Below are 15,160 nucleotides of genomic sequence, written 5' to 3'. Positions count from 1 at the left end.
TTTCACTAAACATCCGACAATTTAGCCTAACCCGGCAAAAATGGAGATGCCTATGTCCACGACATGGTTTGTAGGAGCCGACTGGCTCGCCGAACATATTGATGACCCGGAAATTCAGATTATCGATGCCCGCATGGCACCGCCTGGACAGGAAGATCGTAACGTTGCCCAGGAGTATCTGAATGGACATATTCCCGGCGCAGTGTTTTTTGATATCGAAGCGCTTTCTGATCACACTTCCCCGCTTCCGCACATGCTGCCGCGCCCGGAAACGTTCGCCGTTGCAATGCGTGAGTTAGGCGTTAACCAGGATAAGCACCTGATTGTCTATGACGAAGGTAATCTTTTCTCAGCCCCACGCGCATGGTGGATGCTGCGCACCTTTGGTGTAGAGAAAGTGTCGATTCTGGGTGGTGGACTTGCAGGCTGGCAGCGTGATGATCTGCTATTAGAAGAAGGCGCAGTAGCGCTGCCAGAAGGTGAGTTTAACGCCGCGTTTAATCCTGAAGCCGTGGTGAAAGTAACCGATGTATTATTGGCAAGCCATGAAAATACGGCGCAAATTATTGATGCCCGCCCGGCTACACGTTTTAACGCAGAAGTTGATGAACCTCGCCCAGGTTTACGTCGCGGACATATTCCCGGTGCATTGAACGTTCCGTGGACGGAACTGGTACGTGAAGGCGAACTAAAAACGACCGATGAGCTGGATGCGATATTTTTTGGTCGCGGTGTCAGCTACGACAAACCAATTATCGTCAGCTGCGGTTCTGGTGTAACAGCAGCCGTGGTTTTGTTGGCACTCGCGACGCTGGATGTGCCAAACGTGAAACTATACGACGGCGCATGGAGTGAATGGGGCGCACGGGCCGATTTACCGGTTGAGCCAGAGAAATAAGCTTTTTACAGGCAATAAAAAACCGCCGAATTTGGCGGTTTTTTATTGCTGGTCTGGTTCGCGGCCTTTCCAGCAGGTTGACTTGTGTTGCCGGAGCAACGCAGGCACCCCACAGTGTTGAAATACTCTCTTTTATGCCTGGCTAAGTCAAGATAATAAATAGAGTAATTATTCAAATATGAGAGTATTATTCGTGACGGCCCTTTTCGCCGTCTCGCAAACGGGCGCTGGCTTTAGGAAAGGATGTTCCATGACCGTAAATGCAGGCACCCCACAGCGCTTGCTATCGCGGCAATATCGCCAGTGGTGCTGTCGTGATGCGGTCTTCGCATGGACCGCACAATGAAGATACGGTGCTTCTGTATCGTACTTATTGTTTCTGGTGCGCTGTTAACCGAGGTAAATAATAACCGGAGTCTCTCCGGCGACAATTTACTGGTGGTTAACAACCTTCAGAGCAGCAAGTAAGCCCGAATGCCGCCCTTTGGGGCGGCATATTTTAGATTATCCGATTCTGTTTAAAGTCACGCAAAAAACCACCCCAGCGACGTTCATAGAATGGCGCAATATGTTCGGTAATAAAGTGGCTAATTCCTTTTTCCCCTTTTTTCACCTGACAAATATCGATGGGTTCATCGCCAGGTAATGTATCGGTCGCTACACTTCCCGCCGCCTGAATAATTTCTTCGATATCACCATCGGCTTCAATGCCAATAAGTAAATTAGGCTGTGCCTCTTCGTTCTCTTTAATTGAACAAATAAAAGCACGCTTCACCGGCTTAATGGTTTTAAATAAGGTGGTAAGTGAATCAATCATTTGCGCTGGCGGCTCTGCGACCTCCGATAATATCAGCGATTCACCGCCTTCCAGTACTTCCTGACTGCTCAGCGGATTCCCTTCTTCACCAATCAGCAAACTGATTTCACGCGGCATAAATTCTTTACCGGTTGGCAGTTTGGCATTAAGGAAGAGCGTTTCGCCAAGGGTCATCTCAAACAATGTGCGAACGGGCATTACGACAAATGCCTGTTCGTCTTCAACCGCCTGTTGAAGTGCTTCTAACGAGGTAAAAAAAGGAATAACGCTGGTGCCATCTTCTTTTTCCCAGTGCTGTAAATCAAGCGCGCTATCTTCAGCCACTGCCTCGCCCTGCGCCGCCGTACCTGGTACCCAGACAGTGGATTCCAGTAGAGTACGGAAAAAGGCCGGGCGGTGCGCCGGTTCGGTTGCTGCTTTTTCCAGCAGGTCTTCAAGTTCGTTTTTTGTTTCGGACATAAGAACCACAATTCATTCAACGTTCGGGGCACAAGTGCCTGATGCGCTACGCTTATCAGGCCTACAAGGGAATCGCAATTTTTTGAATTCACAATACTTTGTAGGCCGGATAAGGCGTTTACGCCGCATCCGGCATATTAGTTTACGCCGTTAACAGATTAGCAATCGTGCGCACACCCAGCCCGGTCGCACCCGCAGACCACTGTTCAACTGGTGCTTTACGGTAAGTCGCCGAACAGTCGATATGCAGCCAACCTTGTTTATAGTTCTCAACAAAGTGCGACAGGAAGCCCGCCGCCGTACTTGCACCCGCCGGATACGCCGCGCTTCCGGTATTGTTCAGTTCCGCAAAGTTAGATGGCAGCTGGCTGCGGTGGAATTCAGCCAGCGGCAGACGCCAGAACGGTTCGTTCTCTTGTGTAGCACTCGCCAGCAAGCGACCGGCAAGCGCATCGTCAAAACTGAACAATGCGTGATAATCATTACCCAGCGCGGTTTTCGCCGCCCCGGTGAGTGTCGCGGCATCGATAATCAGTTCCGGTTTCTGCGCACTGGCGTCAATCAGGCCATCTGCCAGAACCAGACGCCCTTCCGCATCGGTGTTCATGACTTCGACTTTTTTACCGTTGCGATAGGTAATGATATCGCCCAGTTTGAACGCGTTGCCGCTAATCAGGTTATCCGCACAGCAGAGGAACAGCTTCACACGCTTGTTCAGACCGCGCGTAATGGCAAATGCCAGCGCCCCGGTAACCGTTGCCGCACCGCCCATGTCAGACTTCATTGAGTCCATAAACGCGGTCTGTTTGATGCTGTAGCCGCCGGAATCAAAGGTGATGCCTTTACCTACCAGGCACGCGTACACCGGCGCTTCTTTATCGCCAGTTGGGTTGTAATCCAGCGCCAGCAATACCGGGGAACGTTCTGAACCACGCCCGACAGTGTGCAGCCCCATATAACCTTGATCGCGCAGATCTTCACCTTTGGTGATCCGGTAAGTCACACGATCGCCTGCGACGTTGCTGATCAGATCAACAGCACGCTGTGCCAGTTGCGATGGCCCCAGTTCTTCTGCTGGTGCGTTGATGGTGTCACGCACCCAGTCGATGATCATCAGGCGGTTATCCAGTTCCTGACGCTGGGCATCGTCCAGATCCGGCCACTCCACTTTACGCGTGCCTTTCGGGGCTTTGTAACCTTGCCAGAATGCCCAGCAACGATCCGCATCCCAGCCTTCACCGCTTAACTGAACATGCTTGATGCCCAGACCATCAATCTTGCGCGCCGCACGCTGGATCAGCCCCAGATCGTCTGCCCCGTTCAAATGCAGGGTAATGCCGTCATTATTAATGCTGTAAGTTGCTTTTTCTCCCCAGCGCGCGTCGGCAGGTTGGGTCGAGAGGGTAATCTTCATCGCTTCTGTCATTTTAGTTATCCTTATTTGTAAAAGGGCCACCAGTTGGCAGCCCCAGGATTTTTCCGCTAAATGATTCGCGTTGCAGGAAGGCGGCAAGTGAGTGAAGCCTCAGGAACATAGATAACTATGTGACTGGGGTGAACGAGCGCAGCCAACGCATCTGCGGCGTGAAGCATGACGCGGAAATCACTCGGCTTCGTCCAGCCAGACTAATAAAATCGCTTCGAGGATTTTCTCGTTGGACGCCTGCGGGTCGTCGTCGAAATCTTCCAGATCGCAAATCCACTGATGCATATCAGTGAATCGAACCGTTTTCGGATCAAGATCGGGATATGCATCGTACAGTGCTTCGCCAATTTCGCGGCTATCGGTCCACTTAAGTCCCATACTAACCTCTGTTAATGCTCACGCGCATGGTTGATAGTGTAACGCGGAATTTCGACCACTAAATCTTCGTCGGTAACGCGCGCCTGGCAGCTTAAACGGCTTTCCGGCTCCAGCCCCCAGGCTTTGTCCAGCATGTCGTCTTCCTGCTCTGAGCTTTCCGGCAGCGAATCAAAACCTTCACGAACGATGCAGTGGCAGGTGGTGCAAGCACAGGATTTTTCACAGGCGTGTTCAATCTCGATGCCGTTACGCAGCGCAACGTCGAGAATGGTTTCACCGCTATTCGCTTCCAGAACAGCGCCATCAGGACAGAGATCCTGATGAGGTAAAATAACAATCTTTGGCATATTAAACCTCGTCCACGGAATGGCCCTTCAGCGCACGACGAACCGACTGGTCCATGCGGCGAGCGGCGAAATCCTGGGTTTGTTTGTCTACGTTTTTAATCGCTTGTTCGATGGCGTCAACATCATCGCCCTGCGCCACTTCACTCAGGTGAGCGGCAGCATCGTCAATGACCTGACGTTCTGCGGCGCTTAACAGCGCGGCATCAGCAGCCAGCGCGCCGTGCAAACTTTCCAGTACACGCGCTGCTTCTACTTTTTGTTCAGCCAGCATACGGGCTTTTACGTCCTGCTCGGCATAGCTCATTGAGTCTTTGATCATCGAAGCGATTTCACTGTCGGTCAGACCATAAGACGGTTTAACCTGAATAGACGCCTCAACGCCGGTGGATTTCTCCATCGCCGTCACGCTCAAAAGACCATCAGCATCGACCTGAAACGTTACGCGAATATGCGCGCCGCCAGCCGGTAGCGCCGGAATACCACGCAGCGCAAAACGCGCCAGCGAGCGGCAGTCCTGCACCAGCTCACGCTCACCCTGCATTACATGGATAGACATCGCCGTCTGACCATCTTTAAAGGTGGTGAAATCCTGGGCGCGCGCCACCGGAATTGTGGTGTTACGCGGGATCACTTTCTCCACCAGGCCGCCCATGGTTTCCAGGCCCAGCGACAGCGGGATCACATCAAGCAACAGCATTTCGCTGTCCGGCTTATTACCCACCAGAATATCCGCCTGAATCGCCGCGCCAATAGCGACGACTTTATCCGGGTCGATGGAAGTCAGCGGTGGACGACCGAAAAATTCACCCACCCGTTCACGCACCAGCGGCACGCGGGTAGAACCACCAACCATCACCACTTCCAGTACGTCGTCAGCCTCAACGCCCGCGTCTTTCAGCGCACGACGACAAGCCAGTAAGGTTCGTTTTACCAATGGCGCGATCAGTTCATTGAATTGTTCACGGCTGATTTCACCCTGCCAGCCCGCAACATTCACGGTCACAGAGTCCGCATCGCTCAGCGCGATTTTGGCCGCAATGGCGGCATCCAGCAGTTCACGCTGAACGCGGTTATCGCTACGGTCAGGAATGCCCGCCTGTTCGCGAATGTAATCTGCTAACAGATGGTCAAAGTCATCGCCGCCGAGCGCGGAATCACCGCCGGTCGCCAGCACTTCGAACACGCCGCGACTTAAGCGAAGAATGGAAATATCAAACGTCCCGCCACCGAGGTCATAAACAGCGATCACGCCTTCCTGACCGGAGTCCAGTCCGTAGGCGATAGCCGCAGCGGTCGGTTCGTTAAGCAAGCGCAGAACATGCAGCCCAGCCAAACGCGCCGCGTCTTTGGTGCCCTGACGCTGGGCATCGTCAAAGTACGCCGGAACGGTGATAACGACACCATCCAAGTCGCCTGCCAGGGCTTCAGTTGCCCGCGCCGCCAGTGCTTTGAGGATGTCCGCAGAAACGCGCACCGGATTCAGCAATCCCGCTGCTGTTTCAATCATCGGCAAGCCGTTTTCGCTGGCCTGGAATTGATAAGGCAAATGCGGGTAGCGTTGCTGGATATCAGCCAGCGAGCGCCCCATCAGGCGTTTAACAGAACTAATGGTGTTGGCGGTGTCAAGCGCTGCGTTAGTGCGCGCGTCATAACCCACCGAATGCCCCTGCTGTTGATAGTGAACAACAGAGGGCAGCAGGTGACGGCCTTCATGGTCGGCTAACGTTTCGGCCTGACCGCTGCGTACTGTCGCCACCAGCGAGTTGGTTGTGCCCAGGTCAATACCGGCCGCCAGACGACGCTGATGCGGCGCAGCACTCAAACCAGGTTCACTAATTTGTAATAAGGCCATGTTTAGCTTCCAGAAATTAAAAATCGAGCAGTTTTTCTTCGAGTTGTTCGGCACTGCTTCGCAGTTTATCGAGAAAACGCAGCTTACGCACGGTATCCGCCGCCGCGTCCCACGTCTCGTTGTCTAACTGTTCAACCATCAACTGATGGCGGGTATCAAACATCTTTTTCACACGTTTGATAAAGCTTTCCAGCCGTGCTTCATCTTTCGCCTGTTCGATCTCGTCCAGTTCTTCGCGAAGCTCCAGCTGTTCCATCAGGAACGCGGTGTCGCGCACAGTATGCTGCTCGCTGGCGAGATCAAAACCGTGCAAAGAAAGTAAATATTCCGCGCGCATTAACGGATGACGCAGCGTTTGCCAGGCCTGGTTAATGGTTGCAGATTGCTGTACGGCGGCGAGTTGTTCCGCCTGGCTTCCGCTGGCGAATTTATCAGGATGATACTGACGTTGTAGATCCTGAAAACGCAGGCTCAGTGCCTGGGTATCGAGTTGATAACGGGCAGGCAAGCCAAAGAGGGTGAAGTAATCCATAACATTCTCAGGGCTGCGATCCGCCGCAATAACGACGAATCAGGTAAAACAAACCCCACGCGCAGCTGACCACGGTGGGGTTATCGGTATGCGCATCAAACGTGGAAGCTTTCGCCGCAACCACACTCATCTTTGACGTTCGGGTTGGTAAATTTAAACCCTTCGTTCAGGCCTTCTTTTACGAAATCCAGTTGCGTACCGTCCAGAAATTGCAGGCTTTTGCCATCGACCACGACTTTCACGCCTTTGTCTTCAAACACGATGTCTTCCGGCGTCGGTTCGTCAACAAATTCCAGTACATAAGCCATACCTGAACATCCGGAGGTTCTCACACCCAGACGCAGGCCAAACCCTTTGCCGCGGTTAGCCAGAAAGGTATTTACTCGCGCTGCTGCACTGTCGCTCAGTGTAATCGACATAACCAAACCTCAACTCTTATTTTGCTTCACGTTTGCTTTTATAGTCCGCAATGGCGGCTTTGATCGCGTCTTCTGCCAGAATAGAACAGTGAATTTTCACCGGCGGCAGTTCAAGTTCTTCAGCAATATCGGTGTTTTTGATCGCCTGTGCTTCGTCGAGAGACTTCCCTTTCACCCATTCGGTGACCAGGGAGCTGGAAGCGATAGCGGAACCGCAGCCGTAAGTTTTAAAACGCGCGTCTTCAATGATACCTTCATCGTTGACTTTAATCTGCAACTTCATCACGTCGCCACAGGCCGGTGCACCCACCATGCCACTGCCCACGTTCTCGTCGTTGTTGTCGAAGGAACCCACGTTACGCGGATTCTCGTAATGATCGATAACTTTTTCGCTGTAAGCCATTATAAATTCTCCTGATTCCGATACCGATTAATGATGTGCCCATTCGATGCTGTTCAGATCCACGCCCTGCTTGTACATTTCCCACAGCGGAGAAAGGTCACGCAGACGACCGATGGATTTACGAACTAACTCGATGGTGTAGTCGATCTCTTCTTCAGTAGTAAAACGACCTAAAGAGAAACGGATAGAGCTATGTGCCAGCTCGTCGTTCAGCCCCAGCGCGCGCAGCACGTAGGACGGTTCGAGGCTTGCTGACGTACAGGCAGAACCGGAAGAAACCGCAAGGTCTTTCAGCGCCATAATCAGCGACTCACCTTCAACGTAGTTAAAGCTGACGTTGAGAATGTTCGGCGCACCGTGTTCCAGGTCACCGTTCAGGTAAACTTCTTCGATATCTTTGATGCCGTTCCACAGACGGTTACGCAGGCCGCGCAGGCGTTCCATCTCGGTCGCCATCTCTTCTTTTGCGATGCGATAGGCTTCGCCCATCCCGACGATCTGGTGAACAGGCAGAGTACCGGAACGCATACCGCGCTCGTGACCGCCGCCGTGCATTTGTGCTTCGATACGTACGCGCGGTTTACGACGCACATACAGCGCACCGATACCTTTCGGGCCGTAGATTTTGTGACCGGAGAAAGACATCAGGTCAACTTTCAACTGGCTCAGGTCGATAGGCAGTTTGCCCACGCTCTGGGTTGCATCAACGTGATAGATAATGCCACGAGCACGGCACATTTCACCGATAGCCGCGATATCCTGCACCACGCCGATTTCGTTATTTACGTGCATGATGGAAACAAGGATGGTGTCATCACGCATCGCTGCTTCGAGTTCTTTCAGGTCGATAATACCGTTACGCTGCGGTGCCAGGTAAGTGACTTCAAAACCTTCGCGCTCCAGCTGACGGCAGGTATCCAGTACCGCTTTGTGTTCGGTTTTGCTGGTGATGATGTGCTTGCCTTTTTTCTGATAAAAGTTAGCAGCACCTTTGATCGCCAGGTTGTCAGATTCGGTAGCACCAGAGGTAAAGACGATTTCTCGCGGATCAGCGCCAACCAGATCGGCAATCTGATTACGAGCGATATCTACCGCTTCTTCAGCCTGCCAGCCGAAACGGTGAGAACGGGAGGCCGGGTTACCAAAAGTTCCGTCCATCGTCATAAACTGCATCATTTTCTCGGCAACACGCGGGTCCACCGGCGTGGTTGCGGAGTAGTCGAGATAAATCGGTAATTTCATTGCTCTATAAACTCCGTACATCACTCAATGCAAGGAACCAGGCTACCGGCTGGATGTACGACCGTGTTTACGGAGCGCGAGACGCCCCGGCCTGATTCTAATATCTTGTTATCTTTAACCTAACTGTTTCGGGTTTCAGCAAGTTGACAAACTTACGAATCTCCGGGAGCTTACATAAGTAAGTGACCGGAGTGAGTATGTGCAGTCAACGCAGATGCAACACGAAACAGGACGGTTAAATTAAGCGCGTAACTTAACGTCGATCGCGTCTTGTGTGCGGGTGCGTGGCGCGTCGTGAGTATGCTGACGACCAGATACATCCAGCACTTCCTGGTTATTAACCAGTTCGCCTAAAGTAATGTTGTTGAGAAAACCGGTGAGACGGTCGCTCAAATCACGCCAAAGCGCGTGGGTCAGGCATTTATCGCCCCCCTGGCAGCCGCCTTTACCCTGACAACGGGTGGCATCTACAGATTCATCAACGGCGCTAATCACTTCGCCAACGGCGATGCTGCTGGCATCTTTGCCTAACAGATAACCACCGCCTGGTCCGCGTACGCTGGAAACCAGACCATTTTTACGCAGACGGGAAAACAGTTGTTCCAGATAAGAAAGGGAAATTCCCTGACGTTCGGAAATATCAGCCAACGGTACCGGGCCCGCTTCAGAGTTGAGCGCAACGTCAAGCATTGCGGTCACGGCATAGCGCCCTTTAGATGTCAGTCTCATGTCTTACTTCACCTCAAACTCGCCCCTGCCCGGGGTTTTTTATTGTAAAAGTGGGGGTATTGCATAGCAGGGTCAAGTCTGACATTCCCGAGTAAATTGGTCAACTATTTACTTGACTGATTTAGTCGGGTATTTAACCTTCAGTGCCATTTTTTTATCGTGGCGTTTGTACCTGTTGTCGGGTGCGGCGTAAACACTTTATCCGACCAGGGGTTCAGTACAATGTAGGCCTGACAAGACGCGTTAAGCGCCGTATCAGGCAACCTCGGTTATTCGGCCTTGTTACCTTTATTCTGCTGCTCAATAGAAGCCAGAATCCCGCGCAGGATATTCAACTCCTGGCTTTCCGGGCGCGCACGGGTAAACAGACGACGCAGCTTATTCATCACCTGCCCCGGATGGTTTTCACGGATAAAGCCGGTTGCCAGCAGCGTTTGTTCAAGATGACCGTAAAAACGTTCCAGATCATCGACCAGCGGATACGGCGTCTCGTCATGTTCAACCTGCTCGCTGTTCTCCTGAGTCGCCAGCCAGGCCATGCGCACTTCATAGGCAATAACCTGAACAGCCATCGCCAGGTTAAGCGAACTGTATTCCGGGTTAGCGGCAATGGCGACATGATAATGGCACTTTTGCAACTCTTCATTGGTCAAGCCGACACGCTCACGACCAAAAACCAGTGCCACCGGCGTATTTGCCGCTTCAGCGACGCTTTTCAAACCGCATTCGCGCGGGTCGAGCATCGGCCACGGCAGCGTGCGCGAGCGTGCACTGGTGCCAACCACCAGGCTACAACCGGCTAACGCTTCGTCGAGTGTATCGACAATGTGAGCATTACCAATCACATCGCTGGCCCCTGCTGCCAGAGCAATCGCCTGGGAGTCAGGTTTCACTAGTGGATTAACCAGCCACAGATTGGTTAAGCCCATTGTTTTCATGGCACGGGCAACAGAACCCATATTACCGGTGTGTGACGTCTCCACCAGCACAATTCGAATATTTTGCAGCATTGTCTTTCTTCATCTAAAGATTATTCACGCATCTTATCATAAAACGAAGACAGATGCCGATCTCGCTGCTATACTCTGCGCCGTTTTCCCGTTCTTTAACATCCAGTGAGAGAGACCGATGCATCCGATGCTGAACATCGCCGTGCGCGCAGCGCGCAAGGCGGGTAATTTAATTGCCAAAAACTATGAAACCCCGGACGCTGTAGAAGCGAGCCAGAAAGGCAGTAACGATTTCGTGACCAACGTAGATAAAGCTGCCGAAGCGGTGATTATCGACACGATTCGTAAATCTTACCCACAGCACACCATCATCACCGAAGAAAGCGGTGAACTTGAAGGTACCGATCAGGATGTTCAATGGGTTATCGATCCACTGGATGGCACTACCAACTTTATCAAACGCCTGCCGCACTTCGCGGTATCTATTGCCGTTCGTATCAAAGGCCGCACTGAAGTTGCTGTGGTTTATGATCCTATGCGTAACGAACTGTTCACTGCGACTCGCGGTCAGGGCGCACAGCTGAACGGCTACCGTCTGCGCGGCAGCACCGCTCGCGATCTCGACGGTACTATTCTGGCGACCGGCTTCCCGTTCAAAGCAAAACAGTACGCTACCACTTACATCAACATCGTCGGCAAACTGTTCAACGAATGTGCAGACTTCCGTCGTACTGGTTCTGCGGCGCTGGATCTGGCTTACGTTGCCGCAGGTCGTGTTGACGGTTTCTTTGAAATCGGTCTGCGTCCGTGGGATTTCGCCGCAGGTGAGCTGCTGGTTCGTGAAGCGGGCGGCATCGTCAGCGACTTCACCGGTGGTCATAACTACATGCTGACCGGTAACATCGTTGCCGGTAACCCGCGCGTTGTTAAAGCCATGCTGGCGAACATGCGTGACGAGTTAAGCGACGCCCTGAAGCGTTAATTTCTCTGGCGGGTGATTTCTCTCACCCGCCCTCGCCTTTCAGGCGCTATTCCGAAATGCTTCCGCTCTGCTTTACTTTCTTTCGTCACTCTCCCACCATCTTTCCCCGATTAATGGATGATAAAGAAGTCGCAAGGAAAGGTTATGGCACTGCCAGTGAACACACGCGTTCTCAAAATTCTGTTTATTCTCTTTGTTGTTGCCTTCTGCGTTTATTTAGTGCCGCGCGTTGCCATCAACTTCTTCTATTATCCCGACGACAAAATTTACGGTCCCGACCCCTGGTCGGCGGAATCCGTCGAATTTACAGCTAAGGACGGTACTCGTCTGCAAGGCTGGTTTATCCCTTCTTCGACAGGCCCCGCTGACAACGCCATCGCAACCATCATTCATGCTCACGGCAATGCCGGAAATATGTCCGCCCACTGGCCGCTGGTCAGTTGGTTACCCGAGCGTAATTTCAACGTTTTTATGTTTGATTATCGCGGGTTTGGTAAATCAAAAGGCACACCGTCTCAGGCCGGATTGCTGGACGATACGCTAAGTGCCATCAATGTGGTGCGCCATCGCAGTGATGTAAACCCACAACGACTGGTACTGTTCGGGCAGAGTATTGGCGGGGCGAATATTCTTGATGTTGTTGGTCAGGGTGATCGTGAGGGCATACGTGCAGTGATCCTCGACTCCACATTTGCCTCTTATGCAACCATCGCCAACCAGATGATCCCCGGCAGTGGCTACTTACTTGATGAGAGTTACAGCGGCGAAAATTACATCGCCAGCGTCAGCCCGATCCCAGTTTTACTCATTCACGGTAAGGCCGATCACGTTATCCCATGGCAGCACAGCCAAAAGTTGTATGATCTGGCAAAAGAGCCAAAACGTTTAATCTTAATCCCTGACGGCGAACACATTGATGCTTTTTCCGATCGTCACGGTGATGTTTATCGCGAACAAATAGTGGATTTTATCCTTAGCACGTTGAATCCGCACAACTAACCCATGATCGCTAGCGCGATAATCATTCACAAATCCACCTTTAGACGAGCTAATCCACTGGTCAGAACAGTTTAAGATGAGAAAAATTCTGTGACGCTTGCCAACATTTCTGATGATTAGCATTCCCTTCGCCATTTCCCTGAGCAAACTTTAGCTATTCTTATCAATTATGCTTATGGGAGATCTACAGATGATGCCTACGCTTGCTTCACCATCTGTCCTTTCGGCTCCCCAGCGCCGCTGCCAGATCTTGCTGACACTCTTTCAGCCGGGGTTGACCGCCACCACGGCAACCTTCAGCAAGCTTAATGGTGTGGATGATGATATTGCCAGTCTTGATATCAGCGAAACAGGACGGGAGATCCTGCGCTATCATCAACTCACACTGACTACTGGTTATGACGGTAGCTATCGGGTTGAAGGCACAGTGCTTAACCAACGTTTGTGTTTATTTCATTGGCTACGACGTGGTTTCCGTCTGTGTCCGTCATTTATTACCAGCCAATTCACACCTGCTCTGAAGAGTGAACTAAAGCGGCGCGGAATTTCGCGTAACTTTTACGACGATACCAATCTACAAGCGTTAGTGAATCTCTGCTCTCGACGGCTACAAAAACGCTTTGAATCGCGCGATATTCATTTCCTGTGTCTGTATCTGCAATATTGCTTGCTGCAACACCACGCTGGCATTACGCCTCAGTTTAATCCGCTCCAACGTCGCTGGGCAGAATCCTGCCTGGAATTTCAGGTAGCGCAGGAAATTGGACGCCACTGGCAGCGTCGGGCGCTCCAGCCTGTACCGCCTGATGAGCCACTATTTATGGCATTACTTTTTTCCATGTTGCGAGTTCCCGATCCAATTCGGGATGCGCATCAGCGGGATAGACAATTGCGTCAGTCTATCAAACGTCTGGTAAACCATTTTCGTGAGCTGGGAAATGTTCGTTTTTATGATGAACAGGGGTTATGCGATCAGCTTTATACTCACCTCGCCCAGGCGTTAAATCGCAGTTTGTTTGCCATCGGTATTGATAACACCCTGCCAGAAGAGTTCTCCAGACTGTACCCACGCCTGGTGCGCACCACCCGCGCGGCGCTGACCGGATTCGAAAGTGAATACAGCGTCCATCTTTCTGATGAGGAAAGCGGTCTGGTCGCGGTGATTTTCGGTGCCTGGCTAATGCAGGAAAACGACCTGCATGAAAAACAGATTATTCTACTGACCGGGAATGATAGCGAGCGTGAAGCGCAGATTGAGCAGCAGTTACGTGAACTAACGTTACTGCCGCTCAACATTAAGCATATGTCGGTAAAAGCATTTTTGCAGAGAGGTGCTCCACGCGGCGCGGCACTGATTATTGCGCCTTACACCACGCCGTTACCGCTCTTTTCACCACCGCTGATCTACACAGATCTGACGCTGACAACACACCAACAGGAGCAGATCCGCAAAATGCTCGAATCAGCATGAGGGAACAACTTTCGGGCGCAAGAACATTGCCGGAAGCGCCACCAGCGCCATCACCCAGAACACGCCGTGGCCCAGATATTGATACAGGAAACCGGCGAAGACGGTCATGATGGCGATACTACCGCCCATTGCAACGGCAGAGTAAACCGCCTGCAAACGAATGACTTCGCTACCCTGGCGGGCGGCAATATAACGCATGGCCGCCAGGTGGCAGACCGTGAAGGTGCCGCAATGCAGAATTTGCACTACTATCAACCACGGCAACGCCGTCGTTGCTCCCATAATTCCCCAGCGCATTACGCCGCTAATCGCCGAGATCAGCAGCATATCGCGTGCACTACAACGGCGGAAAAGTTTATTACTCAGCGCAAAAATAATGACTTCTGCCACCACGCCCAGCGACCACAAATAGCCCACCGCTGAAGCAGAATACCCAGCTGCCTGCCAGTAAATAGCGCTAAAACCGTAATAGGCTGCATGCGCTCCCTGTAATAAACAAACGCAGGCCAGAAAGCGCCAGTTCTGGCGGACCAGTGTCAGCCAGGCTGGCCCTCCCGTGCTCTCCTGCTGACGGCTAGCCCCTTGTGGCTGAATCGTTGGACGAATGAGAAATCCGAGCAGCATGGACGCCACGCCCAACGTCAACAGCGCGAGGATCACCCGATAATCCAACATACTGACCAGTTTGCCTGTCAGCGCCGAGCCAATGACAAACGCCACCGAGCCCCACAGTCGCACTTTGCCGTAATCAAGCGGGAACTGTTTTTGCCATGTATTCGCCAGTGCATCGGTCAACGGTACCAGCGGTGAGAAAAAGAGGTTAAAGCCAATCATCACCACCATCAACCACGCTACATGCGCCCCCGCCCAGAAGGCGACAGCAAAGAGAAGTGTCAACAGTGCCAGTACGCGCAAGGCGGAAATCAGGCGGGAAGGATCGCTAACGCGGGGCGCGATGAGCAAACTCCCGAGAAAACGGGCAACCAGACCAGCCCCCAATAACAGGCCGATAGTTTCTGGCGTTAAGCCAATCCCCTTAAGCCAGACGCTCCAGAAAGGTAGAAAAATGCCGTAACTAAAAAAGTATGTGAAATAACCGAGCGCCAACCAGCGCGTGGATTGCAAAACCATGAGTCCCTCCCGTCAGGAGGCGTTAGTCTGGGGTTAATCGAATGTTGGTGCAAGTTGAAAAATAAGAATATTCGAGCCTGCTTCCCGATGTCTGTAACGCCTGTTCGCAAGCACTAAAAAAGCTG

At 52.2% G+C, this 15,160-nt stretch carries 17 protein-coding genes; 5 read left to right on the top strand and 12 right to left on the bottom strand.

Features of this window, described 5'->3' with window-relative positions; translation table 11 throughout:
* Positions 1-52 precede the first annotated feature (52 nt).
* Positions 53-898 carry a 3-mercaptopyruvate sulfurtransferase gene (gene sseA / locus BEB54_RS11455; RefSeq protein ID WP_105277579.1) on the top strand — a complete coding sequence of 282 codons (846 nt, stop codon included), beginning with the start codon at positions 53-55 and terminating at the stop codon, positions 896-898.
* Between the two features lie 342 nt (positions 899-1,240).
* Positions 1,241-1,366, top strand: coding sequence for a small toxic inner membrane protein TimP (gene timP, locus BEB54_RS29695; RefSeq protein WP_001380605.1), 126 nt, complete (start codon positions 1,241-1,243; stop codon positions 1,364-1,366).
* Between the two features lie 31 nt (positions 1,367-1,397).
* On the opposite strand, the gene sseB is transcribed toward timP, so the two are convergent.
* The 11 genes from sseB to trmJ all read right to left on the bottom strand — a co-directional run bounded on the left by sseB (position 1,398) and on the right by trmJ (position 10,512).
* Complete coding sequence (gene sseB, locus BEB54_RS11450) at positions 1,398-2,174, bottom strand: enhanced serine sensitivity protein SseB (protein WP_032184888.1); 777 nt, start codon at positions 2,172-2,174, stop codon at positions 1,398-1,400.
* 142 nt (positions 2,175-2,316) lie between these two features.
* Entirely contained in the window at positions 2,317-3,600 is a 1,284-nt protein-coding gene (gene pepB / locus BEB54_RS11445) for an aminopeptidase PepB (RefSeq protein WP_032184889.1), read from the bottom strand.
* Between the two features lie 177 nt (positions 3,601-3,777).
* Positions 3,778-3,978 carry a Fe-S cluster assembly protein IscX gene (gene iscX, locus BEB54_RS11440; RefSeq protein WP_000523616.1) on the bottom strand — a complete coding sequence of 67 codons (201 nt, stop codon included), beginning with the start codon at positions 3,976-3,978 and terminating at the stop codon, positions 3,778-3,780.
* 11 nt (positions 3,979-3,989) lie between these two features.
* Positions 3,990-4,325 carry an ISC system 2Fe-2S type ferredoxin gene (gene fdx / locus BEB54_RS11435; RefSeq protein ID WP_001124471.1) on the bottom strand — a complete coding sequence of 112 codons (336 nt, stop codon included), beginning with the start codon at positions 4,323-4,325 and terminating at the stop codon, positions 3,990-3,992.
* A 1-nt stretch (position 4,326) separates the two neighbouring features.
* Positions 4,327-6,177, bottom strand: coding sequence for a Fe-S protein assembly chaperone HscA (hscA, locus tag BEB54_RS11430; RefSeq protein ID WP_032184890.1), 1,851 nt, complete (start codon positions 6,175-6,177; stop codon positions 4,327-4,329).
* A gap of 16 nt (positions 6,178-6,193) precedes the next feature.
* Positions 6,194-6,709: a co-chaperone HscB gene (hscB, locus tag BEB54_RS11425; protein WP_000384413.1), complete on the bottom strand. Its 516-nt coding sequence runs from the start codon at positions 6,707-6,709 to the stop codon at positions 6,194-6,196.
* A 95-nt stretch (positions 6,710-6,804) separates the two neighbouring features.
* The gene (gene iscA / locus BEB54_RS11420; protein ID WP_000028953.1) at positions 6,805-7,128 is read right to left on the bottom strand and encodes an iron-sulfur cluster assembly protein IscA; all 324 of its coding nucleotides are present in this window, start codon (positions 7,126-7,128) and stop codon (positions 6,805-6,807) included.
* Between the two features lie 16 nt (positions 7,129-7,144).
* Complete coding sequence (gene iscU / locus BEB54_RS11415; RefSeq protein WP_000331707.1) at positions 7,145-7,531, bottom strand: Fe-S cluster assembly scaffold IscU; 387 nt, start codon at positions 7,529-7,531, stop codon at positions 7,145-7,147.
* 27 nt (positions 7,532-7,558) lie between these two features.
* Positions 7,559-8,773 (bottom strand): cysteine desulfurase, encoded by a 1,215-nt coding sequence (gene iscS / locus BEB54_RS11410; protein WP_001295373.1) that lies wholly within the window; start codon positions 8,771-8,773, stop codon positions 7,559-7,561.
* 240 nt (positions 8,774-9,013) lie between these two features.
* Positions 9,014-9,502, bottom strand: a complete 489-nt coding sequence (iscR, locus tag BEB54_RS11405) for a Fe-S cluster assembly transcriptional regulator IscR (RefSeq protein ID WP_001241357.1) — start codon at positions 9,500-9,502, stop codon at positions 9,014-9,016.
* A 269-nt stretch (positions 9,503-9,771) separates the two neighbouring features.
* Complete coding sequence (trmJ, locus tag BEB54_RS11400; protein WP_000940023.1) at positions 9,772-10,512, bottom strand: tRNA (cytosine(32)/uridine(32)-2'-O)-methyltransferase TrmJ; 741 nt, start codon at positions 10,510-10,512, stop codon at positions 9,772-9,774.
* A 118-nt stretch (positions 10,513-10,630) separates the two neighbouring features.
* Between trmJ and suhB the strand changes: the two genes are divergently transcribed.
* The 3 genes from suhB to csiE all read left to right on the top strand — a co-directional run bounded on the left by suhB (position 10,631) and on the right by csiE (position 13,904).
* On the top strand, positions 10,631-11,434 hold the full coding sequence (gene suhB, locus BEB54_RS11395; RefSeq protein WP_000553451.1) for an inositol-1-monophosphatase: 804 nt from the start codon (positions 10,631-10,633) through the stop codon (positions 11,432-11,434).
* A gap of 144 nt (positions 11,435-11,578) precedes the next feature.
* On the top strand, positions 11,579-12,433 hold the full coding sequence (locus BEB54_RS11390; RefSeq protein WP_024212144.1) for an alpha/beta hydrolase: 855 nt from the start codon (positions 11,579-11,581) through the stop codon (positions 12,431-12,433).
* A gap of 190 nt (positions 12,434-12,623) precedes the next feature.
* Positions 12,624-13,904 (top strand): stationary phase inducible protein CsiE, encoded by a 1,281-nt coding sequence (csiE, locus tag BEB54_RS11385; RefSeq protein ID WP_032184892.1) that lies wholly within the window; start codon positions 12,624-12,626, stop codon positions 13,902-13,904.
* Here the strand turns inward: csiE and BEB54_RS11380 are convergent.
* Positions 13,896-15,035: a 3-phenylpropionate MFS transporter gene (locus BEB54_RS11380; RefSeq protein ID WP_032184893.1), complete on the bottom strand. Its 1,140-nt coding sequence runs from the start codon at positions 15,033-15,035 to the stop codon at positions 13,896-13,898. The two genes, csiE and BEB54_RS11380, sit on opposite strands and share 9 nt — an antisense overlap.
* Positions 15,036-15,160 lie beyond the last annotated feature (125 nt).

Source organism: Escherichia sp. MOD1-EC6021 (assembly GCF_002965245.1).
GTDB classification, from domain to species: domain Bacteria; phylum Pseudomonadota; class Gammaproteobacteria; order Enterobacterales; family Enterobacteriaceae; genus Escherichia; species Escherichia coli_F.
Note: the sequence above shows the minus strand (reverse complement) of the source record. Positions and strands in the feature narration are given on the sequence as shown.

What these genes read in the sequence shown, in the direction of transcription:
- sseA (WP_105277579.1), top strand. Translation starts at nt 53, where the DNA reads ATGTCCACGACATGGTTTGTAGGAGCCGACTGGCTCGCCGAACATATT.
- timP (WP_001380605.1), top strand. Translation starts at nt 1,241, where the DNA reads ATGAAGATACGGTGCTTCTGTATCGTACTTATTGTTTCTGGTGCGCTG.
- sseB (WP_032184888.1), bottom strand. Translation starts at nt 2,174, where the DNA reads ATGTCCGAAACAAAAAACGAACTTGAAGACCTGCTGGAAAAAGCAGCA.
- pepB (WP_032184889.1), bottom strand. Translation starts at nt 3,600, where the DNA reads ATGACAGAAGCGATGAAGATTACCCTCTCGACCCAACCTGCCGACGCG.
- iscX (WP_000523616.1), bottom strand. Translation starts at nt 3,978, where the DNA reads ATGGGACTTAAGTGGACCGATAGCCGCGAAATTGGCGAAGCACTGTAC.
- fdx (WP_001124471.1), bottom strand. Translation starts at nt 4,325, where the DNA reads ATGCCAAAGATTGTTATTTTACCTCATCAGGATCTCTGTCCTGATGGC.
- hscA (WP_032184890.1), bottom strand. Translation starts at nt 6,177, where the DNA reads ATGGCCTTATTACAAATTAGTGAACCTGGTTTGAGTGCTGCGCCGCAT.
- hscB (WP_000384413.1), bottom strand. Translation starts at nt 6,709, where the DNA reads ATGGATTACTTCACCCTCTTTGGCTTGCCTGCCCGTTATCAACTCGAT.
- iscA (WP_000028953.1), bottom strand. Translation starts at nt 7,128, where the DNA reads ATGTCGATTACACTGAGCGACAGTGCAGCAGCGCGAGTAAATACCTTT.
- iscU (WP_000331707.1), bottom strand. Translation starts at nt 7,531, where the DNA reads ATGGCTTACAGCGAAAAAGTTATCGATCATTACGAGAATCCGCGTAAC.
- iscS (WP_001295373.1), bottom strand. Translation starts at nt 8,773, where the DNA reads ATGAAATTACCGATTTATCTCGACTACTCCGCAACCACGCCGGTGGAC.
- iscR (WP_001241357.1), bottom strand. Translation starts at nt 9,502, where the DNA reads ATGAGACTGACATCTAAAGGGCGCTATGCCGTGACCGCAATGCTTGAC.
- trmJ (WP_000940023.1), bottom strand. Translation starts at nt 10,512, where the DNA reads ATGCTGCAAAATATTCGAATTGTGCTGGTGGAGACGTCACACACCGGT.
- suhB (WP_000553451.1), top strand. Translation starts at nt 10,631, where the DNA reads ATGCATCCGATGCTGAACATCGCCGTGCGCGCAGCGCGCAAGGCGGGT.
- BEB54_RS11390 (WP_024212144.1), top strand. Translation starts at nt 11,579, where the DNA reads ATGGCACTGCCAGTGAACACACGCGTTCTCAAAATTCTGTTTATTCTC.
- csiE (WP_032184892.1), top strand. Translation starts at nt 12,624, where the DNA reads ATGATGCCTACGCTTGCTTCACCATCTGTCCTTTCGGCTCCCCAGCGC.
- BEB54_RS11380 (WP_032184893.1), bottom strand. Translation starts at nt 15,035, where the DNA reads ATGGTTTTGCAATCCACGCGCTGGTTGGCGCTCGGTTATTTCACATAC.